28 protein-coding genes are annotated in these 25,490 nt (G+C 68.8%); 15 read left to right on the forward strand and 13 right to left on the reverse strand.

All coding sequences use genetic code 11. The annotated features are described in order from the left end of the window. Positions 1 to 112: 112 nt before the first annotated feature. On the forward strand, positions 113 to 460 hold the full coding sequence (locus NI1_RS05960) for an STAS domain-containing protein (RefSeq protein WP_067815493.1): 348 nt from the start codon (positions 113 to 115) through the stop codon (positions 458 to 460). A 4-nt stretch (positions 461 to 464) separates the two neighbouring features. Here the strand turns inward: NI1_RS05960 and NI1_RS05965 are convergent, their stop codons facing one another. From NI1_RS05965 to NI1_RS05990, 6 genes are all read right to left on the reverse strand, one after another. Next, positions 465 to 908: a response regulator gene (locus NI1_RS05965; protein ID WP_067814719.1), complete on the reverse strand. Its 444-nt coding sequence runs from the start codon at positions 906 to 908 to the stop codon at positions 465 to 467. Then, complete coding sequence (locus NI1_RS05970) at positions 905 to 2,515, reverse strand: sensor histidine kinase (RefSeq protein WP_067814720.1); 1,611 nt, start codon at positions 2,513 to 2,515, stop codon at positions 905 to 907. The genes NI1_RS05965 and NI1_RS05970 overlap by 4 nt, the downstream gene beginning before the upstream one ends. Continuing rightward, complete coding sequence (locus NI1_RS05975) at positions 2,512 to 3,723, reverse strand: PP2C family protein-serine/threonine phosphatase (RefSeq protein ID WP_369690123.1); 1,212 nt, start codon at positions 3,721 to 3,723, stop codon at positions 2,512 to 2,514. The genes NI1_RS05970 and NI1_RS05975 overlap by 4 nt, the downstream gene beginning before the upstream one ends. Before the next feature lie 193 nt (positions 3,724 to 3,916). Next, positions 3,917 to 5,026 (reverse strand): low temperature requirement protein A, encoded by a 1,110-nt coding sequence (locus NI1_RS05980; protein ID WP_067814724.1) that lies wholly within the window; start codon positions 5,024 to 5,026, stop codon positions 3,917 to 3,919. Positions 5,027 to 5,149: 123 nt separating this feature from the next. Then, complete coding sequence (locus NI1_RS05985; RefSeq protein WP_067814726.1) at positions 5,150 to 6,112, reverse strand: ferritin-like domain-containing protein; 963 nt, start codon at positions 6,110 to 6,112, stop codon at positions 5,150 to 5,152. Between the two features lie 146 nt (positions 6,113 to 6,258). After that, a complete protein-coding gene (locus tag NI1_RS05990) occupies positions 6,259 to 6,765 on the reverse strand; it encodes a flavin reductase family protein (RefSeq protein WP_157534949.1) in 507 nt (168 codons plus the stop codon). 89 nt (positions 6,766 to 6,854) lie between these two features. Between NI1_RS05990 and NI1_RS05995 the strand changes: the two genes are divergently transcribed. The 5 genes from NI1_RS05995 to NI1_RS06010 are packed head-to-tail and all read left to right on the forward strand — an operon-like array spanning position 6,855 to position 10,780. Then, entirely contained in the window at positions 6,855 to 7,934 is a 1,080-nt protein-coding gene (locus NI1_RS05995) for an iron-containing redox enzyme family protein (protein WP_067814728.1), read from the forward strand. Positions 7,935 to 7,945: 11 nt separating this feature from the next. Beyond that, complete coding sequence (locus tag NI1_RS06000; RefSeq protein ID WP_245663084.1) at positions 7,946 to 8,587, forward strand: HemK2/MTQ2 family protein methyltransferase; 642 nt, start codon at positions 7,946 to 7,948, stop codon at positions 8,585 to 8,587. Continuing rightward, a complete protein-coding gene (locus NI1_RS36980; protein ID WP_245663085.1) occupies positions 8,565 to 8,789 on the forward strand; it encodes a CDGSH iron-sulfur domain-containing protein in 225 nt (74 codons plus the stop codon). The genes NI1_RS06000 and NI1_RS36980 overlap by 23 nt, the downstream gene beginning before the upstream one ends. A 54-nt stretch (positions 8,790 to 8,843) precedes the next feature. Continuing rightward, positions 8,844 to 10,301: an aminotransferase class I/II-fold pyridoxal phosphate-dependent enzyme gene (locus NI1_RS06005; protein ID WP_067814733.1), complete on the forward strand. Its 1,458-nt coding sequence runs from the start codon at positions 8,844 to 8,846 to the stop codon at positions 10,299 to 10,301. Between the two features lie 14 nt (positions 10,302 to 10,315). Further along, positions 10,316 to 10,780: a CinA family protein gene (locus NI1_RS06010; protein ID WP_067814735.1), complete on the forward strand. Its 465-nt coding sequence runs from the start codon at positions 10,316 to 10,318 to the stop codon at positions 10,778 to 10,780. 54 nt (positions 10,781 to 10,834) lie between these two features. On the opposite strand, the gene NI1_RS39800 is transcribed toward NI1_RS06010, so the two are convergent. Continuing rightward, positions 10,835 to 11,104, reverse strand: a complete 270-nt coding sequence (locus NI1_RS39800; RefSeq protein ID WP_169815542.1) for a DUF3159 domain-containing protein — start codon at positions 11,102 to 11,104, stop codon at positions 10,835 to 10,837. A gap of 36 nt (positions 11,105 to 11,140) precedes the next feature. Between NI1_RS39800 and NI1_RS40085 the strand changes: the two genes are divergently transcribed. Then, positions 11,141 to 11,305, forward strand: coding sequence for a hypothetical protein (locus tag NI1_RS40085; protein ID WP_218026684.1), 165 nt, complete (start codon positions 11,141 to 11,143; stop codon positions 11,303 to 11,305). Between the two features lie 28 nt (positions 11,306 to 11,333). Here the strand turns inward: NI1_RS40085 and NI1_RS06020 are convergent, their stop codons facing one another. Further along, positions 11,334 to 12,515 carry a 3-ketosteroid-9-alpha-monooxygenase, oxygenase component gene (locus tag NI1_RS06020; protein WP_067814739.1) on the reverse strand — a complete coding sequence of 394 codons (1,182 nt, stop codon included), beginning with the start codon at positions 12,513 to 12,515 and terminating at the stop codon, positions 11,334 to 11,336. A gap of 313 nt (positions 12,516 to 12,828) precedes the next feature. On the opposite strand from NI1_RS06020, the gene NI1_RS06025 reads away from it, so the two are divergent. After that, complete coding sequence (locus NI1_RS06025; RefSeq protein ID WP_067814741.1) at positions 12,829 to 13,809, forward strand: tellurite resistance/C4-dicarboxylate transporter family protein; 981 nt, start codon at positions 12,829 to 12,831, stop codon at positions 13,807 to 13,809. 29 nt (positions 13,810 to 13,838) lie between these two features. After that, on the forward strand, positions 13,839 to 14,102 hold the full coding sequence (locus NI1_RS06030; RefSeq protein WP_067814743.1) for a helix-turn-helix domain-containing protein: 264 nt from the start codon (positions 13,839 to 13,841) through the stop codon (positions 14,100 to 14,102). Between the two features lie 13 nt (positions 14,103 to 14,115). On the opposite strand, the gene NI1_RS06035 is transcribed toward NI1_RS06030, so the two are convergent. After that, positions 14,116 to 14,961, reverse strand: coding sequence for a M23 family metallopeptidase (locus tag NI1_RS06035; RefSeq protein ID WP_067814745.1), 846 nt, complete (start codon positions 14,959 to 14,961; stop codon positions 14,116 to 14,118). A 269-nt stretch (positions 14,962 to 15,230) separates the two neighbouring features. Between NI1_RS06035 and NI1_RS06040 the strand changes: the two genes are divergently transcribed. Then, positions 15,231 to 16,637 (forward strand): hypothetical protein, encoded by a 1,407-nt coding sequence (locus NI1_RS06040; RefSeq protein WP_067814747.1) that lies wholly within the window; start codon positions 15,231 to 15,233, stop codon positions 16,635 to 16,637. Here the strand turns inward: NI1_RS06040 and NI1_RS06045 are convergent. Beyond that, entirely contained in the window at positions 16,583 to 17,266 is a 684-nt protein-coding gene (locus NI1_RS06045) for a TetR/AcrR family transcriptional regulator C-terminal domain-containing protein (protein ID WP_067815499.1), read from the reverse strand. The genes NI1_RS06040 and NI1_RS06045 overlap by 55 nt on opposite strands. Before the next feature lie 103 nt (positions 17,267 to 17,369). Here NI1_RS06045 and NI1_RS06050 point away from each other — a divergent pair, with 103 nt between their 5' ends. Both NI1_RS06050 and NI1_RS06055 read left to right on the forward strand, forming a co-directional pair. After that, complete coding sequence (locus NI1_RS06050; RefSeq protein ID WP_067814749.1) at positions 17,370 to 17,921, forward strand: ester cyclase; 552 nt, start codon at positions 17,370 to 17,372, stop codon at positions 17,919 to 17,921. Next, positions 17,918 to 18,721 carry an MBL fold metallo-hydrolase gene (locus NI1_RS06055; protein WP_067814751.1) on the forward strand — a complete coding sequence of 268 codons (804 nt, stop codon included), beginning with the start codon at positions 17,918 to 17,920 and terminating at the stop codon, positions 18,719 to 18,721. The genes NI1_RS06050 and NI1_RS06055 overlap by 4 nt, the downstream gene beginning before the upstream one ends. On the opposite strand, the gene NI1_RS06060 is transcribed toward NI1_RS06055, so the two are convergent. Next, on the reverse strand, positions 18,679 to 19,353 hold the full coding sequence (locus NI1_RS06060) for a TetR/AcrR family transcriptional regulator (protein WP_067814753.1): 675 nt from the start codon (positions 19,351 to 19,353) through the stop codon (positions 18,679 to 18,681). The genes NI1_RS06055 and NI1_RS06060 overlap by 43 nt on opposite strands. Before the next feature lie 90 nt (positions 19,354 to 19,443). Between NI1_RS06060 and NI1_RS06065 the strand changes: the two genes are divergently transcribed. Both NI1_RS06065 and NI1_RS06070 read left to right on the forward strand, forming a co-directional pair. After that, on the forward strand, positions 19,444 to 20,775 hold the full coding sequence (locus NI1_RS06065) for a lipase family protein (protein WP_084522580.1): 1,332 nt from the start codon (positions 19,444 to 19,446) through the stop codon (positions 20,773 to 20,775). 30 nt (positions 20,776 to 20,805) lie between these two features. Then, complete coding sequence (locus NI1_RS06070; protein ID WP_084522582.1) at positions 20,806 to 22,401, forward strand: GMC oxidoreductase; 1,596 nt, start codon at positions 20,806 to 20,808, stop codon at positions 22,399 to 22,401. A 12-nt stretch (positions 22,402 to 22,413) separates the two neighbouring features. Here NI1_RS06070 and NI1_RS06075 read toward each other — a convergent pair whose 3' ends face one another. Continuing rightward, entirely contained in the window at positions 22,414 to 23,925 is a 1,512-nt protein-coding gene (locus tag NI1_RS06075; protein ID WP_157534950.1) for a serine/threonine-protein kinase, read from the reverse strand. Positions 23,926 to 24,013: 88 nt separating this feature from the next. On the opposite strand from NI1_RS06075, the gene NI1_RS06080 reads away from it, so the two are divergent. Continuing rightward, entirely contained in the window at positions 24,014 to 24,619 is a 606-nt protein-coding gene (locus tag NI1_RS06080; protein WP_067814757.1) for a phosphoribosylanthranilate isomerase, read from the forward strand. Here NI1_RS06080 and NI1_RS06085 read toward each other — a convergent pair. Next, positions 24,597 to 25,478, reverse strand: a complete 882-nt coding sequence (locus NI1_RS06085; protein ID WP_067814759.1) for a LysR family transcriptional regulator — start codon at positions 25,476 to 25,478, stop codon at positions 24,597 to 24,599. The genes NI1_RS06080 and NI1_RS06085 overlap by 23 nt on opposite strands. Positions 25,479 to 25,490: the final 12 nt, after the last annotated feature.

Genomic DNA, 25,490 nt, shown 5'->3' on the forward strand with positions numbered 1-25,490 from the left:
CGTCTGTCACCGCGCCTGGCCGATACCTTTGCGAGGCACGAGTATTCGAGCGAGGCGTGTGAGCCCGGGTGGGCCGGAGGGAACCGGCCGGCCGCAGGTGGAGGGAGTGATCGTGACCGACAGCGAAGTTTCGCGTCTGCTGACGGTGTCGCAGCGCCGAGTCGATGGCATCGCGGTGGTGACCGCGGTGGGCGAGATCGACATCAACTCGGCGCCCGAGCTGCGCACCGTGCTCGACGCGGCCGTCGGACCGGCCTCGGACACCATCGTGGACCTGTCCGGCGTGCAATTCCTGGGTTCGGTGGGGCTGAGCGTGCTGCTGGCCGCGGTGGAACAGGCGGACCCGGGGCGGGTGCGCGTGGTCGCGTCCCTGCAAGCGCGCCGGCCGATCGAGGTGACCGGCCTGGATCAGGTGCTGGATCTGTACGACACCGTCGAATCGGCGCTGGCCGCGAGCTGAGCGCTCAGCGGTTCGGCGGCAGTCGGACGATCTGCACGAAGAATTCGTCGATCTGCTTGATGGCCTGCACGAAATGGTCCAGCTCGACCGGTTTGGTGACGTAGGCGTTCGCGTGCAGCTGGTAGCTGCGCAGGATGTCCTCCTCCGCGGCCGAGGTGGTGAGCACCACCACCGGGATCGAGGCCAGCTCCGGATCCGCCTTGATCTGCGCCAGCACCTCGCGCCCATCGTATTTGGGCAGGTTCAGGTCCAGCAGGATGAGATCCGGGCGGCAGGCATCGGTGTGCGCGCCGCGCTGGTACAGGAAGTCCAGCGCCTCCCCGCCATCGCGGCAGACATGCAGCGTATTGCCGATCTTGTTGTCCTCGAACGCCTCCCGGGTCATCAACTCGTCGGCGGGGTCGTCTTCGACCAGGAGGATGTCGACCGGTCGGCCGGATACGGTCATGGCTGAACTCCTTCGGTGGAAATGTCGTAGTCGGCAGGAGTGGCGGGCAACCCGGCCAGGGTGAACAGCACCCGGGTCCCGCCGGTGTACTCGGTGTCGATCCAGATCCGGCCGCCGTGCTGTTCGACGATCTTCTTGGTCAACGCCAAGCCGATGCCGGTACCGGTGTACTCGCCGCGGCCGTGCAGGCGCTGGAAGATGACGAAGACCTTCTCGGCGAATTCGGGTTCGATGCCGATCCCGTTGTCGCGCACCGAGAACAGCCAGCCCGCACCCTCGGGCTCGCAGTCGATCACGATCTCCGGGGCGCGGTCGGGGGCCCGGAACTTGATGGCATTGCCGATCAGGTTCTGCCACAGCATGGTCAGCAGCACCGGCTCCCCGGTCAGCCGCGGCAGCTCCGGCGGCCGGATCACCCGCGCGTCGCTGTCCTCGATCGCGGCGGCCAGATTGGCCAGGGCGCGATCCAGCGGCAGCGCCAGATCCACCGGCTCGCCGCCGTCACCGCTGCGCCCGACGCGGGAGAAGGTGAGTAGATCGTTGATCAGCGTCTGCATGCGTTTGGCGCCGTCGACCGCGTAGGCGATGTACTGGGTCGCCCGCTCGTCGAGCTGCCCGGAGTAGCGCTTCTCCAGCAGCTGGCAGAACGAGGCGATCTTGCGCAGGGGTTCCTGTAGATCGTGGGAGGCGACATAGGCGAACTGTTCGAGTTCGGCGTTGGAGCGGCGCAATTCGACGGCGCCGGCATCCAGGGCCAGCTTCTGTTCGTGCAGCAGCGCACCCTGCTCGCGGGACGCCTCCAGCTCCGCCACGATGCGCCGGCGCATAGCCTCGACGGCCGCGGCGACCGCGCGGACATCGGCGGGGCCGCGCGCTTCGATGTGATGGGTGAATTCGCCGCCGGCCACCCGCAGCGAGGAGTCGGCGAGATCGCGCAGCGGCCGTTCGACCAGCCGGCGCACCACCGCCATCAGGATGGCTCCGGTGGCGAGGAAGATGACCAGGAACCCGATCAGCACGCTGTCGCGCACGGTGCGGGCGTGGTAGAGGTGATCGGTGTCCGCGGTGACCTCATCGGTCAGGTGCCGGTTCTGGGTCGTGAACTGCGTGCGCAGCTGATCGAAGAGCTGCTTGCCCGCGTCTGCGGTCCGATCACCTTGCGCCTGAGCGAGATTCGGTGCCGACAGCAGTGGATCGACGGCGGCGGTCCGCCAAGCCGAGGCGGTGCGCTCGATCTCATCCAGGTCGCCGGTCAGCTGAGTGCTCTTGTCCCCCAGCAGTTCCCGGAGCTTCTCGGCGGACTGCCGAGCGGTGGTCACGCCCGCGTCGTAGGGCTGGAGGAACTGCCGGTCGCCGGTGAGGGCGAAGCCGCGGATCCCGGTTTCCTGGTCCCGCAGCGCGGTCTGGAGTTCCAAGGCCGCGCGCTGGGCGGGCAGCGACGAGTCGATCAACCGGTTGGTGGCGGCGGCCGTGGTGCCGATGACATGCGCGCCCACGATGGCGCCGATCGTGATCACCAGCACCATCGAGCCGAGAATAATCCGGAACCAGCCGCGGGTGGTGAGGCCCGTGGGCGCGCGCAACGCGGTGCGTGCTGCCGTTCTCATGTCCTTGCCTTCCAGCGCAGATACAGGATCGCGATATCGTCGTCGAGCCCGCCCGAAGGGGTGGCGAGCTGGTCGACGCGGGCGATCAGTTCGTCGACGAACCGGTGCGGGTGGTCGGTCCGGATATCGCGGGCCAAGGCCAGCAGTCCGTGCTCGCCGAGCCGATTGCGGTCGGGGTCGACCGGACCTTCGAACAAACCGTCGCTGAACACCGCCAGCGCGGCGTCACCGGCGAATTCGACGGTGGCCTCGGGCCATTGCGCCCGGCCCGGCCGGAACCCCAGGGCGGGACCGCCCGGCACCTCCGCCCAATCCCAATGCCCGCCGGAACGCAGCAGTACGCCGGGGTGTCCGGCACGTCGCAGCCGGGCGCTGCGGTCGGCCGGTGACAGGGTGAGCGTGGTCGCGGTGGCGAAGGTGCTGCGATCGGAGCGTTCGGCCAGCAGTACCTCCTCCATGACGCGCAGCTGCCGGTTTCCGGTCACACCGCCCAAAACCAATGTGCGCCAGGCCAATCGGAGCGCCACGCCGATCGCGGCGGCCTCCGGGCCGTGCCCGGAAACATCGCCGACCACCGCGTGGACGAGCCCGTCCGCATCCTCGACCACGTCGTAGAAGTCGCCGCCGAGCAAGGCGTGCGCCCGGCCGGGCAGATAGCGGGGCACCACCTCGACCGCGCTGTCCGGGCGCAGCAGCGGCGTGGGCAACAGCCCCCGCTCCAGCCGCGCGTTCTCCGCGGCTCGCAACTGACTGGCCTGCAACGCCGCCGTGGTGCGTTCGGCCTGCCGGCGCTGGATCGCATACCGCACGGCACGTCCGAGCAGGTCCGGGGTCACCTGTCCCTTGACCAGGTAATCCTGTGCGCCCGCGGCCATCGCGGACGCACCGGCCAGCTTCTCGTCCAATCCGGTGAGCACCACGACCGCGGCATCGGTCGCGGTACGAACCCGCGCCAGCGCCTCCAAGCCGTGGGCATCGGAGAGGTTCAGGTCCAGCAGCACACAATCGGGGCGACTGACCCGCAGCAGGTCGGTCGCGTCCGCCAGCGAAGACACCCACTGGAGCCGGATGCCCAGCGGACCGTCCTCGACCAGGGCCTCCACCAGCAGTGCGTCAGCGGCGTCGTCCTCGATCAGTAGTACATCTGCGTGGGTCGTGTCGGCCGGAAACAGCTGACTACCCAAGGGATTCCGGGAATCAGGCGCCACAGGCACCACGATGATCGTTGCGCGTCAACGCGGGTACTCCTCGCTACGTTGCGCGGAGCGCAACCACCCGCTGCCCAGCCGGTTGTTGGACCGGGCAACGTTCCGATGTTAGTTGAACATCCGGTGCAGCGCGGAATTCACCAGGTTCGAGCCGGTCGCCTGGCGAGGTCGCGCCCAGCCGCGGGCGGGCCCGTCACCGCTCGGATCTGTCGAAGGCCACCGCCGCGGTAGCCACGGCCACCAAGGCGGTGAGTTGCGCACCGGCGGTCCAGGCGATGCCGACGGGGATGGTCGAGCCGACCACGGGAGCGGCGATCAGGCGATGCCATGCGTGCGGCAGTCCGAGAATCCGGCGGAACAAGAACTGGCCGCAAAAATACAGTGCCACACCGCCCGACAGCGCGGTGGCCGCGGTGACGGTCGCGGACCGGCCGCCGTGCGCGATGCTCATCGACAATCCGGCCGCGGTCATGATGATGCCGATGAGAAGCGGATACAGCGCGAAGCCGTACGCGGTGACCGCGGGGGTGGCGCGTGTGGGCCGGGGGATGGCGGCCAGCGCGCGGGCGCCGCGCTCGTCATCGGACCCGAAGTAGGCCCACCACAGCACAAAGGCCAGAGCCAAAGCCATCGCGAGGGTTGCGACGAGCGGGAAGGTGATCGGCTCGCCCGTCAGCCCGACCCCGATCGCGATGATCGACTCGCCGATCGCGATGATGATGATCAACCCGTGGCGTTCGCACAGATGACCGGCCCTGATCACGAAATCGCGGCTGTCGATCAGATACGGGCTGACCAGCTGGATCGCGAATGCCAGGCTCCAGCACAGATACCGGAGCCGATCGGGCGCCAGCCCACCCGCCAGCACGAACCCCGCCGACAAGGCATTGAGCGGAGCGATCCGCAGAATCGCCCGGGCCGCCGAAGGCCCGCCGTTGGCGTGGAACAACGCGGTATGCACGGCCGTGACCAGCACATAGGCCAGCCCGAATGCGGCACCGGTGTCATGGAATGCCTCGGGTATCGCCAACGCCAGGATGAAGAAGCCGAACATTCCCACCAGCAACCAGCCGCGGCGGACCGAATTGTTCGGCGCCACTTCATTGGTCAGCCAGACGTAGCCGCTGTACATCCACCAGATCAGCCCGAACACCAGCGCGATCCGCAGCACCGCCGGCCAGCCCGGATGCTCGGTGAACGCGTGGGTCAGCTGGGTGATCGTGAACACGAAGACCAGATCGAAGAACAGCTCGAGAGTCGAGGCGCGGCGCTCAGTCGTGTCCGCGTCCGCTGAACCAACCATCCTTCGAGCCTAAGACGATGTGCGAGAACATGATCCGATTCGGGAGCGCGACCCTGCCCTGTGGTGAGGGCAGGGTCGCAGACCCCGGGGTGGTGCTGAACCGGGCCTGCGTGCGGCGAGATATCAGTTCAGGCCGGTGATCTCCGGTGCGATGGTCGCCAGCCGGGCCTGGGCGGCCGAGACGACGCCTTGGCGCTTCTTGTGCGCCTCCTCGTAGGCGAGGGTGGCGCGGATATCGGAGGGCGAGTTGAGGTCCTTGATCGCGGCGACCGTCTGGGAGACGTTCAGGTCGTCGTAGTCGTCGATCGGCAACTCGCCCGGTTCCAGGACGCCGGTGGCGGTCCGGAGGGAGTGCAGGGCTCTGGAGGTGCCGTCGGCGCCTTCCCGTCGGGTGACCTGCTCGGCGGTTTGCAGGGCGGCGTCGGTGGAGGCGCCGAAGGTCTTCGCGGCGACTTCGCCGGCGTGCGCGCCACGGGCGAGCAGCTCGTTCAGGGCGGGCGGCACCGAGCGGAAGGCGTCCAGGGCGCGATCCACGGCCTGTGTCGTCCAGGTGATCGGGATATTGGCCAGCTTCACCGTCGTTCCGGTCGCCAGCTGCAACGGGGTGCGGCGCAGCGCGGACGGGCCGCCGAGCGCGTCCTCGGTGAGTACGGTGGTGAGCCATTCCACGGTCGCCGAATGGGCGTTGATCAGCCGGTCGGCCAAGGCCGCGATATCGGACTGCTCGCCGTCGGTGGCGAGCGCCTTGACGTAGCGGGCCCGATCGAGCAGCCTCCGCTCGAGCGACAAGTCCGCGAGCAGCGCCTCTTCGAAGGGGCGGGCCTGTTCGGCCACGGTCTTGAAGACGGCGGTGGCGCGGCCCAGGAACGGTCCGACCACCGCCGGCACGCCACCCAGTTCACGGATCGCGGACTCGATCGCCTCGGCCCGGCGGCGAGCCTGTTCCGCGTTGTCGATCAGCTCGCGGCGCACCGCGTCGGTCCGGGCCTGCGCGGTCCGGGTCTCCGCGATCTGGATTTCGGTGGCGGTCAGCTCACGCAGCGTACGCAGCTGGGCCAGCAGGGTTGTGGTGTCACGGGTGCTCATGTGAATCGATCCTTCGTCGGGGACGAGTGGTCGGCGCGACGCTGCACCATCTCCCGACTTACCCCGCACGGCGGTATGAAACCCTGCGCTGCAAGTGATTTCGACTTCCCGACCGGCTGATCAGGCCGGTCGCTCCCGGATCGGGTTCAGGCGGGATGGCCGGGCGTCATGCCCTCGGTGTCGCGCAGGCGCAGCGGAACGGTGCCCTCCGGAGGCGATTTCGAGTCGGTCGGAGCGATCAGGAAGCCGACGTGATCACCGAAATCGTCGCGCCGAATGATCTCACCCGCGAACCAGCCGGCGGCAGCGGTGAGAATCGGCAGAGCGTGCGGACCTTCCTGCCAGTCGCAGTGGTCGAATTTGTTTATCTCAGTGCCGGTTTCGCCGCCGAACAACTGGGCGAGAGCGAGCGCGTTCGCGGGCACCAGATGGACGGCGAGATGCGTGGCTCGCTCGGCCACCGGAAAGGTGTGGTTCTGTTTGGAGAGACAGGCCAGGAACCGGCGCGGCTCGATACTGACCTGCGTGCCGAAGCCCACCAGGCAACCGGCGCGCTCCCCATCGGCAACGGTGGTGACGATCCACAGCGCGTTGTCCGCGGCGGCGACGACGAGGTCGAAGCCGCGCTGTACGCGTGGTGCCGCATTCTTCATTGCCACCTCGTATTCGGCGAACCGGATTGAGATCGATTTCCCAGGGTAGGCGGGTGAATGCACCCTGTCATCGTCGGGAGGAGTTTGTCATGGGTACGCCCGCCGTGGTGAAAGGCGAGCGGAAAAGGCCGCTTCCGCAACCCGCCGGTGAACTGTCGGCCGCCGTCGGCGAGACATTGCGGCGATCCGCCGGCTCCGCGGTCCCGACCGGTCTGCAATTCGGCGACCCCTACGGCCGCGATCTGCAATTGGCGCTGCACACCTGCTACGCGCTGCATTACGACGGCCTGGACGGGGTGGACGAGGCGTGGGAATGGGATCCGGGATTGCTCGGCCTGCGCGCGCGGCTGGAACAGGCGTTTCTCGAGGTTTTACGGGCCGAGACCGAACCGGGACCCGACCTCGAGACCGAACTCGACGAATTGCTGATCGCACCCGACGGCGATGCCGGGATCGGCGCATTCCTCCGCGACGAGGGAAAGCCCTGGCAGGTGCGCGAATACTTCGTGCACCGCTCGATCCTGCACCATCAGGAGGCCGACCCGTACGCATGGCTGATCCCGCGGCTGCGCGGCCCCGCCAAAGCCGCCCTGGTCGCCGTCGAATTCGATGAATTCGGCGGCGGGCACGGGGAGCGAATTCATCAGCGCCTGTATGCGGATCTGCTGGCCGGCGCGGGGCTGGATCCGTCGTATCTGGCCTATTTGGATGTGGTGCCGGCGCCGATGCTCGCATTGGTGAACATGATGACGCTGTTCGGTTTGCATCGGGAATGGCGCGGTGCGGGCGTCGGGAATTTCGCCTCCGTGGAGATCACCTCGTCGCCGGCGTCGCGGCGCATGGTCGAGGCGTTGGAACGCCTGGATGCCGACCCGGCCTGCGTGTTCTTCTACCGCGAGCATGTCGAAGCCGATGCGGTGCACGAGCAGTTGATGCGCCGCGGCGTTATCGGCGACCTGATGGCGACCGAACCCGGGCTGAGCGATTCGATCGCCTTCGGGATCCGGGCCACCGCCCACCTGGAGGATCGCTTCGCCGATCAGCTGCTGAGCTGCTGGCGCGAGGACCGCACCTCGCTGCTCACCGAACTGCCGGGTGCGGGGCGGCAGCAGAATTCGATGGCCGCCGGAGGGTTGAGAAGCGAATCCACGGCTATTGCCGACACGTGATGTTGATCCGCATGCCCGGGGTGTATCGGCCCCAATCCGACACCAGGCTGCTCGCTCGCGCCCTGTCCGAGGCCGGCGTTCCGCCGGGCAGCCGAATACTCGACGCGTGCACCGGAACCGGAGCCGTGGCCATCGCGGCGGCCCGCCTGCCCGGAGCTTCGGTTGCCGCCGTGGACATCTCACGGTCCGCACTGGCCTCGGCCTGGCTGAACTGCCGCCTGCGCGGACTTCGGGTCGAGCTGCTGCACGGCGACTTCCGATCCGCGGTGCGGGGCCGGAAATTCGATGTGCTGGTATCGAATCCACCGTATGTGCCGTCCGGTGCGGACGGACCGCCCCGGGGCGCGGCCCGCTCCTGGGACGCGGGCATCGACGGTCGCGCCGCGATCGACTCGCTGTGCCAGCTCGCGCCCGAACTGCTCTCCAGCACCGGGCTGATGCTGATGGTGCAATCCAGCCTCTCGGGTGTCGACCGGACCTTGAATCAGCTGCGCGCCAACGGTTTGAAGGCCGCCACGGTCGCACGCGCGATCATCCCGTTCGGCCCGGTGCTGCGCCGGCGCGCCGACTGGCTGACCGCCCGCGGCCTGACCGGGCCGGGGCAGTGCGAGGAGGAGTTGGTGGTGATCCGTGCCGACCGACCCCGGAAATGACCGCCGGACAATCACTTACACCCATGAAGGCCCCGCACTGATCGAGGGCCCACTCGACGTGGTGACCGCGGACGGGCGCACCCTGCACTGCGACCGCTGCGTGGTGGCGCTGTGCCTGTGCCGCCGCTCCTCGATCTATCCGCTCTGCGACACCAGCCACCGTAAACGCCGCCGGAAGCCCGAGCCGGACACGCCTGCGTGAGCCGGAAGGTAGCTGGACGGGTGTATTCGGGGGCGGGGCGGGTACGCGAGAATCGTGGACCAATCGAAAGCGCCGATTCTGGATGCCCTCGCCGACTATCACCGGCTCGATCGGTACGGCTTCACCCCGCCCGGCCACCGGCAGGGGCGCGGCGCGGACCCGCGGGTACGGGCGGTGCTCGGGGATGCGCTGCGCGCCGATGTGCTGGCCGCGAGCGGACTGGACGACCGGCTCTCCCGCAACGGTTACCTGTCGGACGCGGAGAAATTGATGGCCGACGCGGTCGGGGCCGAGATGGCCTTCTTCTCCACCTGCGGCAGTTCACTGTCGGTGAAGGCGGCCATGATGGCGGTGGCCGGCGGCGACCGCGGCGGACTCCTGGTGGGCCGCGACAGCCATAAATCGATCGTCGCCGGGCTGATCTTCTCCGGGGTGCAGCCGTATTGGATCGCTCCGCGCTGGGACGCCGAGCGGCATCTGTCGCATCCGCCGTCACCGGAGCAGGTCGAGGAGAGCTGGGCGCAGCACCCGGACGCGGCCGGGGCGCTGATCGTCAGTCCGAGCCCGTACGGCACCTGCGCGGACCTGGCGGGCATCGCCGAGGTGTGTCATCGCCGCGGCAAGCCGCTCATCGTCGACGAGGCGTGGGGCGCGCATCTGCCGTTCCATCGCGAATTGCCCACCTGGGCAATGGATGCCGGCGCCGACGTCTGCGTGGTGAGCGTGCACAAGATGGGCGCCGGCTTCGAACAGGGTTCGGTCTTCCACGCCCAGGGCGACCTGGTCGATTTCGCGCATTTGAGCGCCTGCGCGGACCTGCTCATGACCACCAGCCCCAATGTGCTGCTGTATGCGGCGATGGACGGCTGGCGCCGGCAGATGGCGCAGCACGGGCATGAATTGCTCGGTGACGCACTGCGGCTGGCGGATCGGGTGCGCGCGAGCTGCGCTCGCATCGACGGCATCGAGGTCATGGAGAAGGAGCTGCTCGGCGTCGAAGCCTCTCACGATCTGGACCGGCTGCAAGTCCTGATGGACGTATCGGCCACCGGCGCAACCGGTTACGACGCGGCGGATTGGTTACGGCAGCACCGCCGCATCGATATCGGCCTGAGTGACCATCGCCGCATCCTGGCCACCTTCTCCTTCGCCGATGACGACGCCACCGCGGACCGGCTCACCACCGCGCTCACCGAATGGGTCGCCCAGCTCAAAGACCCTCAGCCCCACCATATTCGGCTGCCCAGCCCCGAGGATCTGCAACTCGAATCGGTGATGCTGCCCCGGGACGCGTTCTTCGGGCCGGTGGAAGCGGTGCCGCTGGACCAGGCGCCGGGCCGGATAGCGGCCGAACAGGTGACCCCCTACCCGCCCGGCATCCCCGCGATCGTCCCCGGTGAGCTGATCGAGCGCGGCGTCATCGAGTACCTGCGCACCGCGCACGCGGCCGGGATGAACGTCCCCGACCCCGCCGACCCCGACCTGCGCACCCTGCGCGTCGTCGCCCGCTGAGCAGGCGCGAGACGATGGCCGGAATCGAGGAGGGCGCGGACCGGGTGGCCGAGCTGGCGAAGAGCTCCGGCCGCACGATCGCCGTCGCCGAATCATTGACCTGCGGAAAGCTTTCGGCGGCGCTCGGCGCGGCCCCCGATTCCTCGCAATGGCTGCGCGGCGCGGTGGTCGCCTACAGCTCCCACGTCAAACATCAGGTGCTCGGCGTGCCCGATGTCCCGGTGGTTTCGGAGACCGCGGCCCGGGCGATGGCGGCCGGGGTGCGCGCGCTGCTCGGCGCGGACCTCGCGGTCGCGGTCACCGGCGTCGGCGGACCCGATCCGCAAGACGGCGAACCCGCGGGATCGGTCTGGCTAGCGGTCGAAGGGCCCGCCGGAACCCGCACGCGCCATGAGCATTTCGACGGCGACCCGACGGAGGTGCTCCGGCAGACCGTAGAGGTCGCCTTCGACATGTTGCTGGCAGCACTCGACCACTGATCGACGCCGCCGAGATTCACGGAGCAGTCAGCGCGACCTGTTCGAGTCGCCGGGTCAGTTCGTCTGCGGGTGGCGCGCCGGCACCGAGCGGCGAACCCATAGCCAGCTGATCGCCAGCATGACGACGAGGGCGGGTTTGCCGAGGATCACAGTGACCGAACCGAGCAACACCACTTTGTTGGCCAGGTAGAGCGGAACCATCAGCACCAGATGTGCGGCCCAGAAGACGAACCAGGCCAGCGTAACCCGACGATGCAGGCACAGCCAGGTGGCGGGATCAGCTCCCGCGACCGGCTCTCGACCCAGCGCCCGTCCAAGGTGCACCCGGGAATCCTCGCCCAATGTGACAACCTCGCGTCGATGAAGATGACCTCACCGGTGGACCTGGAAGAACTCAACACCTATGTCGGATACGCACCGGAGTACCGCTGCGCTGACTTCGGGTACGTGGCTCGGCCGGATTCTGGCCGGTCGGATCGGGTGCCGGCTGCGGCCGCGAAACACGCCGTCCCGCAGCCCTATTGACGGACTGCGGGCGGTTCGTGCGAGATGGTCAGTCGACGTCGGCGGTCATTTGTGCTTCGGCTGCCCGGTTGGCGAGGTTCTGGGCGACTTCGGCTTCCCAGGCTTGGTTGGCCTTGCTGGTGTCGACCTCGAACTCCAAGCGCTGCACCGACTTCGGGTCGATGTCGGCGACGTCCACGTAGAACTGCTCGTACCAGCGGCGCAGGTGGTAGACCGGGCCGTCTTCCTCGCAGAGCAGCGGGTTTTCGATCTTGGACTTGTGCTTCCAGATCTCGACGTCCTGGAGGAAGCCGACGCTGATGCCCTCCTCCATCTTCTCCACCAGCATGTCCGCGGCCTCGTCGGGCAGCCCGGTGGGCTTGTGCAGCGTCATACCCCATTGCAGGACGAACGAGTCGTGGCTGACCGGGTAGTGGCAGTTGATCAGGACGCTTTCGATCTCGAAGCCGCCGAAGCTGTTGCGCAGCGGGTTGATCATGTAGGACGGCCCGAAGTAGGACGCCTCCGAAACCAGTAGCGTGTCACCGTATTCGGCGGCGAAGCCGATATCGGGGCGGGGCTTGGTCTGGAGGTACTGGGTGGCGACGTGGCCCTCGAAGACGTTCTTGAAGAAAGTCGGGAAGGCGTAGTGGATGTAGAAGAAGTGCGCCATGTCCACGACATTGTCGATGATCTCGCGGCAGTGCGCGCCCTCGACCAGCATCGTGTTCCAGGTCCACGGCGTCCATTCGTCGCTGTGTGAGCCGTCTGCGGAGAACGGCCCCTCGATCACCGGAATGGTGACCTCCGGCGGCGGCGGATTGCCTTCGTGGTCGTGCCAGACGAACAGCTGACCATTGCGTTCGAGCGTCGTCCAGGCCCGGGTGCGCGCCAGCGGCGGCACTCGCCGCGCATACGGGATCTCGGAGCATTTCCCCGCCCCGTTCCATCGCCAATCATGGAACGGGCACGCGATATCCCCGTTCTTGACCGTCCCCTTGGACAGATCGGCGCCCATATGCCGGCAGTAGGCGTCGAGCACCCTCAGCTCACCGGCGTCATCGACCCACACGACCAGCTTGGTGCCGAAAGCCTCGACCGCGTGCGGCTTCCCATCGCGGAAAGGCGCCGCCAAACCCAGGCAGTGCCAGCCGCGCGCGAACCGACTGGGCGCGTTGCCCACATCGATCTCACGAACGCTGCGACCCTGCTTCGGTGGAGTTGTAACCATCGTTTTGTCTACCTGCCCAGTGCAACAACGTATTCGGAACCGACTAAGCTTTGGGCCCGATCGTTACCCGCGCAAATCGCCGAACCCCCGCCACGCTGCCCCCGATCGGCATCGCCCGTGGCAGAACGCATTTCGCGAAACCCCGCAGTGTCGGACCTCACTCGCCGGCCGGATCGGGAACGATCGAGACGCACGGGCCGACCCGCTCAGGGACGACGCGGCCGGTGCGGAAGCCCGGAGCCGAGGGTTCCCGGAGGTATCGTGCGGTCGTTTCGGGATGTCGATCGCACGACCTACTGGGCAGCGAGGTGAGATGGCGGAGCGGACGGGTGCGCCGGGGTGGCGGGAGCTGCCACCGGCCGCGGGGGCGTATGTCATGGCCACCGGCATCGTGTCGATCGGATTGCATCTCACCGGGTTCGAGGTGCTGTCGGTGGTCGCGCTGGTCCTGGCGGCGGTGGTGTGGGTGCTGCTGGGCATCGATTTCGTGACGCGATTGTTGCGGGAGCGCTCGCGCTGGGAGTCGGAGGCGGGCACGCCGCCGGGACTGACCGGTGTCGCGGCCACCACCGTGCTGGGCACCCGGGTCGCGCTGCTCGGGTGGGATTTCGTGGCGGCGGGCGCATTGGTGCTGGCGGCGCTGTGGTGGCCGGTGCTGCTTTTCGCGGTGATGCGGCGGTGGACACGCAGCATGCCGGGGTCGGAGTTTCTGGTGTGCGTCGCCACGCAGGGTTCCGCCGTGCTGGCGGCGACCCTGGCCGCGGAAACCGGGACGGCGTGGCTGGTGTGGGTCGCGCTCGGCGGATTCTGTTCGGGGGTGATGCTGTATCTGGTGGCGCTCACCCATTTCGATCTCCAGCAGATCTGGCGGGGTGCGGGTGATCAATGGGTCTGCACCGGCGCGCTCGCGATCTCGGCATTGGCGGCCGCCAAGATACTCGCCGCGCACCGACTGTCAGGCTCGATGCATACCGGCCTGCTGGTCATCCTGTGGGCGCTGCTGGCCTGCAACTGGGCCCTGTACATCGTGCTGGCCCTCGCCGAGATCGCCCGCCCGCGACCGGATTACGACATTCGCCGCTGGGCGACCGTCTTCCCGCTCGGGATGACCGCCGTCGCCACGCTGACCGCGGGCACCGTCACCGGTGTCGGCGCGCTGGGCACCGCGGGACGCGTACTGCTGGTGATCGCCATCGCCGTCTGGCTCATCACCCTCGTGAAAGCGGTCGCCTCCGCCGATCTCGGCGGGCGGATCAGGGCGGCGCGGGGCGGGCGGCTCGGCCTCCGGCATTGAGCACAATTCGCTGGTTAGAGTCGAAAGTGATGATCAAACAGGAGGAGTTCGATCGGCGCCGGGCCGGCGTAGCTCGGGACCGCGCGGAATTGTCGCGGCTGGAGCGCGCCCACGAGTTCGGGAAGCGGGTGCGGGCGGCGCGGCAGTCGCGGGGCTGGACGGTCGATGGTTTGGCCCGGCGCGCGCGGGTGATGCGCGGTGAGGTCGCGGCCGTCGAATCCGGTCACCCGATGCCAGCAACGGTCGCGGGACGAATCGCCGCGACCGCCGGTATCGATCCCGAAATCGAATAGTTCGCCGTGGCGGCTAGTCGGCGCCCCAATGCTGTTCCATCAGAATGCCTTTGGCGGCCAGCCAGGAGACCGGATCGATCTTGGTGCCGGACTCGTCCCAGATCTCCAGGTGCAGGTGCGGGCCGGTGGAGTTGCCGCGGCTGCCGACCGAAGCGATCACATCGCCGGCGTTCACGCGTTCGCCCGCCGAGACATACATATCGTTGACGTGGCCGTAGACCGCGATGGTGCCGTCGTCCTGCTGGACGCGGATCCATTGCCCGAAGCCCGAAGCCGGGCCGGCTTCGAGCACCGTACCGCCGAGCGCGGAGTGGATCGGGGTGCCGATCGGGTCGGCGATATCGACGCCGTAATGGAATTCGCCCCAGCGGCTACCGAATCCGGAGCTGATCACACCCGCGACCGGCAGCACGGCGGGGGCCTGCTGGAAAACCGGGGTGGCGGGGGCCGGGGCGGTGACCTCGGGAAGCTGCGGGGCCTGCGGCAACTGCTTCTGGATGTCCTTGATCGCCTGCTCGGCCTGCGCCAGCGGACCGGCGATCTCCACCGGCAGCCCGGTGAGCCCGAAAGGCGTCAGCGCGGCAACGGGTTCGACCGCGGGCGCTTCGACGGCGATATCGGCGGGCTCGTTTTCGGCGGCATCGCCGGGGGCCTCGGTGTGGGGTGCGGCTTGGGCGATCGCGGGCGCGAGCAGCCCGGTGGTGCTGAGGAGGGTTCCGGCGGCGACGGCAGCGCCGGTGAGGGCGCGCATCCGGCCGGTCACGGGTGGTTCGGCGCGATGTCGGCGAGGGATGGCGGCGGTGTGACCCACCAGTTCTTTCACGGACAGGGACCCGGCGGCGTGGCGGTGCTGCGACATACTACGTCCTGGCGTCGATCAACAGTTGCCGTCGACAGCTCGGCTCGCGGCGAAGTCGATATTGATCCGAGGCTGCGGCGTGACGAAAACTGTACCGCGCCATGAGGACTCGCGATGATCGTTTCGCCGAGCGGTCTCGGTTCGGACGCGCGAAATTCAGCCCGCGTTCGCACCGGTTCGTTCCCAAATGTTCGCTGTATCGAGATAATTGCCCCTGAACAGCAAAAATGGTGATTGCTGATCGGTTCGGCGTGGGGCATCGTTGAGGGGTGCGGCGACTGCGGCGTGCGCTGGAGACAGCGACTGTGGGTGTGGCGGCGGCGGTGGCCGGGCTGACCGTCATGGTGCCGATCGATCCGACGGTCGGCGTATCGCAGGAATCCTCGGCCTGGGTGGACCTGGCGGTGTTCAACGTGCCGCGCGCGACCCTGGCCGCGGCCTTCGTGACGGTGCTGGCGGCGGTCTGCATCGTGATGGCCAGCGATGCGGTCGGCTGGGTGGTGGTGGCGCTCGGCGCGGGCGGCCTGCTGATCGATCAGGTGCTGTGGAGCAACGAGGTCGGCTCGCAATCGCTGCTCACCTGGATCGACTCGGTGCTGGCCGGCATGCTGATGGGCACCGTCGGCACCCTGGCCTGGCATCGGAGATCCACCGCGAGCGCCTTCCTGTTCGGCGCCATGAGCGGCATTCTGGTCGGCGATTTCACCCCGGCTCCGGCCCCGGGTCACGCGCCTTCGCGACTCGATCGCTTCCTGCTGGACACGCCGACCATCGGGCTGACCGCACTGCTGGTCGTCGCGGCGGGCGTCTGCGCGCTGGGGCTGCGGCATCGAGCCGCGGTGGTGCGCAAGCTGGTCGATGTGATCCCGCTGCGGCCGGTGGTGGTCGCGGGCATCGTGTTCCCGACGATCCTGCTCACCTCGGAGTGGTTCGCGCGCAACGGCCGCGACCTGCGGGTGCTGATCCTGGGGGTGCTGGTGCTCGTCCTGGTATCGGTGGTCGGCGCGTTCATCCTGCCGGGCCGCGACGGGGTGCTCCTGCTGCTGCTGGTCGCCTACGCCGCCGCCGGGAGCACGCCGGTGACCGTGCCCCGGCCGGATTGGGCGGTGCTGCTTTTCGTCGCCATGGTGGGATCGGGCCTGGCCACCGGATACCGGCGCGGTCTGCCGCTGATCGCGGCGGGATTGACCGCGCTGCTGGCCGCGGCATCCATCGTGACCGTGCTGACCGGCGCGCACGGGACGTTCACCGCCGTGGTGAGCGGCATGGCGGTGGCGTTCGTGGGCGGTTACTGTCTCGGTGCGGCGACCCCGCTGTTCCCCTCGGTTCCGCCGCTGTGCATCGCCGTGCTGTTCGTGCCGTCGGCGGCGGTTGCCTTGTGGGGCAGGGATTTCGACCGAATCGCTTATTCGCCGAGCTGGTACCGGCCCGCCGAACCCGCCCATGCCATCGCGCCCGGTCTGGTCGCGCTGGCGATCACCGTGGGCTGCGCCGCCGGTATCGCGCTGGTGTGCCGGGTGCGGCCGCGCACCAAGGAGGCGATTCGCGACCGCTGGGCCCGCATGCAGGCGGATTCGGTGCATCCCGGCGCGATGACCTTCGCTGACGGCCGGTTGCCGGCCTACCTGACGCCGAGGCGGGATGCGGCCAGCTGGACGAGAAGGTCCAGGGTGTAATCGAATTCGCGATCGCGGTCGAAGCGCGCCAGATGCGGTGCGGCGCGGGCGATCTGCGGCAGCCCCGAGTCCTCCAGGGTGCGGCGGCGCTGGGCGATGCCGGCGGTGTCGCCGGTGCCGAAGGTCGGTCCCGCCGAGACCTCCCGCAGCAGGGTGCCGATCAGCGCGGCCAGCAGGGTGCGCAGCAGATGCACGGCCTCCTCGGGGGAACCGCCGTGCGCGCACAGCACCGACAGCACGGCCTCGGTGGGCGCGAGTCCGCCGGACGAGGCCAGTTGCCGGGTCAGCACCAAGGTCGCGGCCTCGGGGTGGGCGAGGGTGACGCGGCGGAATTCCTGCGCCAGCGCGCGCAGGTCGGCATCGAGAGACCCTGTCGGCGTTGGCATTCGGAGCTGTTCGAGGAGGTGCTCGGCGACGGCGTCGAGCAGATCGTCCTTGCCGTCCACGTGGTGGTAGAGGCTCTTGGCGTCCACACCGAGCACCCGGCTCACCGACCGCATGCTCACCGCCGCAATGCCTTCGGCGTCGATCACCGCGAGCGCGGCGGCCTGAATCGCGGCGCGGGACAGCTGCGCTTCGGCTTTGGGGGGCCGCCCGCGGCGCGGGGGAGAGGCGACGGGACCGGTCATGGCGTTCATTCTTCACCACCCTTGCTTATTTCCACGGTGTGGGTTTACTCTACCGAATATTCCCACGCCGTGGGTTTATTAGTCGAGTGCTCCGGAGTCCGCCATGACCGACCGTTTCGCCATTCCGTCCGCCGAGGTGCTGCATGCCCGGGAGCGGCTGGTCCTGGACCATTTCCACGACGAGGTGCGGCAGGATTGGGACGATGTGCTCGCGACCTTCCCGCATCCGCACTACGAGATCATTCCGACGCTGACGGTCCACGACGGCGACCGCGCGGTCCGCGAGTATTACCACGACACCCGCGTCGCCTTCCCGGATCAGGACCACGAGATCATCGCGCTGCGGCACAGCGCGGACGCGGTCATCGTCGAATTCTGGCTGCTGGGCACACATTTGGGCCCGCTGGGGCAGATCCCGGCCACCGGCGGCCGCCATCGCACCCGGATGACCGCGTACTTCGTGTTCGACGAGAACGAGAACCTCACCGTCGAACGCATCTACTTCGACACCCTCTCGATGCTCAAACAACTCATCGGCGGGCTGAACCTGCGCGACCCGCGCACCTGGCCGCTGGCGATCCGAGCACTCCGCGGATTGCTCGCCATGTCCAGCACGCCCGACCCGCTGCTGGTGAACACGCCGGTCGCCGGATGAAGATCCATCACCTCAACTGCGGCACCATGCATCCGCCCGCCACACCCGGCGGCCTGGTGTGCCATGTGCTGCTGGTGGAGACCGGAAACGGACTGGCACTGGTCGATTCGGGCCTCGGCCTGCGCGATGCCGAAACCCCGGCCTCGCGCTTCGGTCCCGCACGGCATTACGTCCGCCCTGTATTCGATCCGGCCGAGGCGGCGATCAACCGGGTCCGCGAACTCGGCTACGACCCGCGCGACGTCCGGCACATCGTGCTCACCCACTTCGATGCCGACCATGTCGGTGGCCTCGCCGACTTCCCTTGGGCCCAAGTGCATCTCACCGGCGCGGAGGCGTCGGCGGCCCGGCGGCCCCGCACCTTCGCCGAGCGCGCCCGGTACCTGCCCGCGTCCCGGGCGCACGGGCCGCGGCTCGTCGAATACGAACCGGCGGCGGGGGAGTCGTGGCGTGGATTCCCGCGCGCCGCGGAGCTCACCGGTATCGCCGCCGGCATCGTGCTGATCAGCCTGCCCGGCCACAGCCGCGGCCATGCCGCCGTCGCGGTGGACGCCGGCGAGCGCTGGATCCTGCACGCCGGCGACGCGTTCGATCACCACGGCCAGCTCGACGGCACCGGTTGCGCGCCCAGGGCGCTCACCGCGATGGAGCGCCTCGTCGCCTCCGACTGGTCACTGGTGGAGGCCAATCACGCACGGCTGAAAGAGATCTGGGCCGCGGCCGACCCTGATCTGCTGCTGGTGAACGCGCACGACCCCTATTTGTTCTCGGCCGCTTCGGAGTCCGGCGTGCGGCGATAGGGCGCGGCGATCTCCGGGCTGAGCGGCGGTGTGCCACCCGCCTCCCGTCGCTGCACGGCCGCGGCCGCCTCGGGTTCGTTATTGGCGGTGAGGCGGTAGACCGCGCGCTCGAGGATCGGCAGCACCTGGGCTACTCGGAGGGTGCCGTCGGCGCACTGGCCCAGTAGCGAGAAGGTCATGTTCGACAGCACGACCGCGATGTCCTGGAGATACTGCGGATCGGCCCCGCCCAGTACCGCGGCCGCGATGGGCAGCACCGCATCGAGGCCGTGATTGTCGAGGCGCTGTGATCCCGGGCCGACGCGTGCCCGGTGGTACGCCTCGAGCATGATCGGATGCCGTTCCCACGGCTCGAACACGTGCCGCGTCACCCGCATCAGGCCCGCGTACACCGTCTCGCCCGGCGGCGGGGATTCCATTGCCACATAGATGTTCTCCTCCATCCACCGCTCGATCGCCGACACGATCAATTCGTCGCGCGTCGGGAACAGCTTGTAGATGGTGGTCAGCGAAACCCGTGCCCGCCGGGCCACTTCGCGCAGTTGCACGGCGTCGTAGCCGTCGGCTTCGAGCAGCGCGCGCACCACATCGATGATCCGGGCGCGCAAAGCCTCTTCCGTCTCCCTGCTCATCCCGCTACAGTAACGCCGTTACTTGAGTAACCGAGTTACTCATCGTGCCTCGCCGGGTGTCGCCGGGCGAGTTCGCAGAGAAAGAACACGATGCCTGGACAGCAGAATCGGTCCCTGCCGCGCCGGCGGCCGATCGCCCGCGCGTGGACGCTGGCCGCCACGATCGGCCTCGCGATCGCCGCCACCTGTGCGGCGGTCGCGCCGGTGAGCGGCGAACCGGTCGACGACTTCTATCAGCCGCCGGCCCAATTCGATACCGCGCCCGGTGCGGTGATCAAGACGGCGAGCATGCCGGTGTACACCGCACAGCCGGGTTCCGACGGGGCCTGGCCGATTCCGGCGCAGCGGGTCATGTACACCTCCCGCACCCAGGACGACAGCCCGGTGGCGGTGACCGGCACCTTCATCGACGCGAGCCAGCCGTGGCGGGGGTCGGGGCCGCGCCCGACCGTGCTCATCGCGCCCGGCACCGTCGGGCAGGGGGATCAGTGCGCGCTGTCGCTGGCCTTCTCGACCGGGATTTACGCCGCGGTGACGCCACCGACCTTCTCGGCGAATCAGGAAGCGCTGGCGGCGGTGGCGTGGAATTCGCTCGGCGCGCGCGTTTTCGTCACCGACTACATCGGGATGGGGACCCCGGGCATCCACACCTATGCCAACCGGATCGAGGAGGCGCACGCCGTGCTCGATGCCGCGCGGGCAGCGAATGCGTTGTCCGGCACCGGGAATGACACCCCGCTCGCGTTCTGGGGGTACTCGCAGGGTGGCGGCGCGAGTGCCGCGGCGGCCGAGATGCAGCCGAGCTATGCGCCGGAACTGAATCTGAAGGGGACCTGGGCGGGAGCGCCGACCGCCGATCTGTCGGCGATCCTGGATCGTATCGAGGGCAGCCTGATCGGGGGAGCGGTCGGGTACGCGCTCAACGGTTTCCTGGCGCGCTATCCGGAATTGCACGGCGAGTTCGACGCGCGGATCAACGCGGCGGGGCGCGGCCTGCTCGACGAGCTGGCCAACGGCTGTATCGGCGACATGATCCTGAAGCACCCGTTCCTGCGCACGCCCGCGTTCACCGCCGATCAGCGGCCGCTGGTGGATCACATGCGTGAAATCCCGGCTGTCGGAAAGATATTGGCGCAGCAGCGGACCGGATCGCTGACTCCCGCCAGCCCGGTGCTGATCACCAGCGGCAGCAATGACGACACCGTCCCGTACGCGCAGGCCCGGCAACTCGCGACCGACTGGTGCGGCGCCGGTGCCACCGTCACCTTCCGCACCAACGAGCTGCCGCCGATCCTCTACGGCACCACCATCCCGAACCATTTCGGCCCGGAGCTGATCGACGGGTTCGGAACCAACAGTGCGGTCAGGTATCTCGTGGACCGGCTCGACGGGAAGCCCGTGCAGGGCTGCACCTTCGACTGACCCGTCCCGCTCGAATCTCGAAGGTCTCACATGTCAGATATTTCGCGCCGCTCGCTGCTGACCGGCGTCGCGGCCTCCGCCGCACTGCTCGCCGGTACCCGGCTCGGTAATTCCCGGCCCGGAATCGCGGCGCGGGTCAACGATATTCCGCTCACCCGGGAAGAGCATCGGGTCGTGGTCGTCGGGTCCGGATTCGGCGGCGGCGTAGCGGCTTTGCGACTGGCCGAGGCGGGTGTGCCCGTGCTGCTGCTCGAACGCGGCATGCGCTGGCCGACCGGCCCGAATTCCCGGACCTTCCCGAAGGCCACGGACCCGGACAAGCGCATGCTGTGGCATCGGTCGAGTCCCGAACTGTTCGGCAGGCCGGTGGTCTTCGAACCGTACGCCGGTCTGGTCGAGGCCGTTCCGGGCGAGAACATGACCGCCTTGTGCGCGGCGGGGCTGGGCGGCGGATCCCTTGTCTATCAAGGCATGTCGCTACAACCCTCGGAGGAGGTCTTCGCCGCGCACTTCCCGGCCGGCCTGGACTGGGCCTCGATGGACAGCGTGTACTACCCCCGCGTGGCGCGCATGCTGGGCCTGGCCGTCGCCCCCGACGAGCTCGTCGACTCCGAGAACTACCGTGTGGCACGGGTTTTCGCCGAGCATGTGCGGCGCGCGGGCCTGCCGCTGTCGAAGATCCCCATGCCCATCGACTGGAATTTCGCGCTGGCGGAATTGCGCGGCGAGATGACTCCGTCCTACACCAACGGTGACGGTTCACTGGGCGTGAACAACGGCGGCAAACACACCGTCGACGTCACCTATATCGCCGCCGCCGAGGCCACCGGCCGGGTCACCGTCGAAACCCTGCACGAGGTCACCGATATCGAGCGCGCGCCGGACGGCCGCTGGATCGTGCACGTCGACCGCACCGACGCGTCCGGCGCCGTGCTGGAGAACAAGATCCTCACCACCGGCACGCTCATCCTCGCCGCCGGCAGCCTCAACACCACCCGCCTGCTGGTCCGTGCGCAAGGCCGCGGCCGAATCCCCGACCTCCCGGACGAACTGGGCCGCAACTGGGGCACCAACGCCGACCGCATCTACGTCTGGACCAGCCCGGCGGACGAATTCGGTTCCGCCCAAGGCGGTCCCGTCGTCTACGGCAGCAAGAACTGGTCCGATCCGCACGCCGCCCACACCGTCATCCAAGCCTCCATCCCACCCCTGTCCATGGACGCGAAATCCACCATGCTCGTCGGCTACGGCGTCAGCGCCGGGCGCGGTGAATTCCGCTACGACACCGCCACCGGCAACGCCACCCTGCACTGGCCCGCCGACGGCGACTCCTACATCCAGGACAACCACATCGGCCCGGCCGTGCGCCGTATCGCCGGCGACAGCAGCGCCCTCCTGGACACCAATACGCTCTTCCCGTCGACCTGGCATCCGCTGGGCGGCGCGAGCATGGGCACGGTCTGCGATCTCGACGGCCGGGTGCTCGGCCAGCGCGGGCTGTACGTCCTGGACGGCGCCCTCATGCCCGGCAACACCGCCGCCTGCAATCCGTCGATGACCATCGCCGCGGTCGCCGAACGCGCTCTCGGCCAACTGGTTTCGCAGGATGTGGGCCGCTCGATCTGACCGCGTCGCCGCCTATCCGGTCATCCGGCAGTCCTGCCCCGCGGACTGCGCCGCGACGCCGGTGGCCGGCGCAACGGTGGTGGCCGGAGTGGACGGGGCGGCGCTCGGCGGAGCCGCCTGATGTCCCGCGGACGACGCCTGCTCGCAGGGCGGGAGCAGTTCCTTCTCGACAAGGGAGCGGATCTGCTTCAGGGCGTCTTCACGCGAGCCCCGCGGCAGACCCTTGCCGATCGCATACTGGCCGGTGGCGCGCAGATCGGTGATCTTCAGTTCCTTGCATCCGCTCGGAAACTCGGAGGCCGGTGTGACGAGCTGTAGTTCGCCCGCACGGGTGACGCAGCCGATCTGCTCCACCTCGCGGCTCGAAAAGCCCAGGACCGAACCCGGCAGGCCACGCAGTATCACCACGCGGCTGTGGTCGGTGCCGACATAGTAGTTGCCGCGAATCACGCCGTAACCGACGAGCAGACCCACGGGAATACCGACGACCAGCAGCGCGGCGGCCGCGATCGTCAACCGCCGACGCCGGGATCTTCCGCGCTCGGGAGGCTGCGGATCCGATTGCCGCATAGCAGTTTTCGGGTGCGGCGCGACGGGTGCACGCACGGTGTCCGCCGGCGTGGCCGCACCCGTCCGTGCTGAGGCAGGTACGTTCGCCGGCGCCTCGATCGGCACCGGCGGCGGCGCGGGTGGCGCGAGGGCGCGGGTCAGGTCGGCGATCAGTGCTGCGCAGGTCGGATACCTGTCACCGGGGTTCTTGGCCAGCGCGGTGGCGATCACGGCGTCGACTCCGGCCGGCAGCTCCCGGCGCAGTGCCCGGGTCGCGGGCGGCGGTTCCATCAGATGGGCGCCGATCACCGCGGCCTGGTCGGCGCGTGCGAAAGGCGTTCGACCGGTGAGGAATTGGAACAGCGTGCAGCCGAGCGAGTAGATGTCGGCGCGATGGTCGGCGGGCTTGGCGGTGAACCGCTCGGGCGCGGCGTACGCGAAGGTGGCGCAGACACCGGAGAGGGTGACGGTGTCGTCGAGGGTGCGGGCGATACCGAAATCGGTGAGCACCGCGCGCCTGCCGTGCCGCGGATCGTGTTCGATCAGCAGGTTGGCGGGTTTGACATCGCGATGCTGGACGCCGCTGCGGTGTGCGTAGTCGAGGGCGTGCGCGGCATCGGCGATCAGGCTCACGGCCAGGTCGACCGGGAGACCGCCGGGCGCGTCGGCGAGTAGCCGGAGCGTGTCGCCGCCCGGAATGTGGCGCATGGACAACCAGAGCGCGCGATCGCCGGGCTCGCTGCGGTCGTAGACGGCCACGATGTTCGGATGCTCGAGCCGCGCCGCGACGGCCGCCTCCCGATCGAAGGCGGTGCGGCTGCGCGGATCGGCGGCGAGCGCGTCGTTGAGGACCTTCAGCGCGACCTCGCGGTCGAGCCGGGGATGGCGGGCCAGATACACCGTCCCCATCCCGCCCGACCCGAGCGGCCGCACGATGGTGAATCCCGCGAACTCCGACCCCGACGGCAACTCCACGATTACTCCCCCTGTGCACCTCCCCCGAGCCGGCCCTCGACCGGGGGGCGAAGCGAGAAGGATTCTCGCAGGGAATAACGTTCAGGTCGTGGTTTTCGTGAAGGTGTGCGGATTGAGTACGGTCGGCGACGTCGAGACCGCGGTGGACGCCGGGGCCGACGCGGTCGGGTTCGTGATGAGCCGGACCAGTGTGCGGGCCGTCGAGCGCGGATTGGCCGCGGAATTGGTCAAGGGTGTTCCGGCGCAGGTGGATTCGGTGCTGGTGGTGCACGATGTGACCGCCGAGGAGGGGGCGCGGGCGGCGCTCGAGATCGGCGTCGATGTGCTGCAACTGCACGGGGACTATACGAAGGCGGATTTCGAGGCGGCGGCCGCGCTGGGGGTGCGATTGTGGCGGGCGGTGTCGTTACGGGACAAGCCCGATCTGCGGGTGGGGGCGTACGGCGAGGAGATGCTGTTGCTGGATTCGCCGAAGGCCGGCTCGGGTGAGCGGTGGGACCTTTCGGCGCTGACCGAGGAACGACCGACCGGTCGGTGGCTGTTGGCGGGTGGGCTGGCACCGGGCAATGTGCGGGAGGCGATCGCGCAGGCGCGACCGTGGGGAGTGGATGTGTCCAGCGGGGTGGAATCGAGTCCGGGGGTCAAGGACCACGGGCTGATTCGCGCCTTCCTCACTGCGGCGCGCGCCCGGTAGCGGGTTCGCGGCCCGCGGCGCGCCGGGTATTGGCGGTAATGACCTCGACCAGCGCCTGTTCCGGATCGGAGAGCCGGGTGCGCCGGTGCATGAGCACGAAATCGAGGTCGCCCAATTCCGGTAGGCGCGGGTCGGTGAGCGGGACCAGATCGTCGGGCAGCACGCCCCGCGCGTGCACGAACACGCCGAGCCCCGCCAGTGCGGCCGCGCGGATGCCGAGCAGGCTGTCGCTGACACAGCTGATCCGGTAGGTGCGTCCGGCGTGCCGCAGTGCGCGCAGGGCCAGATCGCGGGTGAGGCTCGGTTCGGGGTAGGTGATCAGCGGGACCGGATCCTCGAATTCCATTGCGGCCGAACGGCCCGCCCACACCAGGCGATCGCGCCAGAGCAACCGGCCGTGACGTTCCCCGGGCAGGCGTTTGCCGAAGACCAGATCCAGTTCGCCCGCGGTCATCCGGGTTTTCAGGTTCTCGCTCAGGCCGACGGTCAGTTCCAGATCCACGCCCGGATGGGTGCGCTGGAATTCGACCAGGATGTCGGGCAACTCGTGGGCCATCAGATCGTCGGAGGCGCCGAGCCGGATGAGGCCGGTGAGGGTGGATTCGGAGAAGTAGCGCTCGGCTCGAGCCTGGGCGTCCAGGATCCGGCGGGCGAAGCCGATCATGGCCGCGCCGTCGGCGGTCAGCGCCAGATTGCGGGTGTCGCGCCGGAACAACTCGCGCCCGGCCGCCTGCTCGAGGCGGGCGATATGACCGCTGACGGTGGATTGCCGCAGGCCCAGCAGGCGGCCCGCGGCGGTGAAGCCACCGGCGCGCTCGACCGCGAGAAAGGTGCGCAACAGGTCCGGTTCGAACACCACCGAATTATCGCA

The organism is Nocardia inohanensis NBRC 100128 (genome assembly GCF_001612945.1).
Lineage (GTDB): Bacteria > Actinomycetota > Actinomycetes > Mycobacteriales > Mycobacteriaceae > Nocardia > Nocardia inohanensis.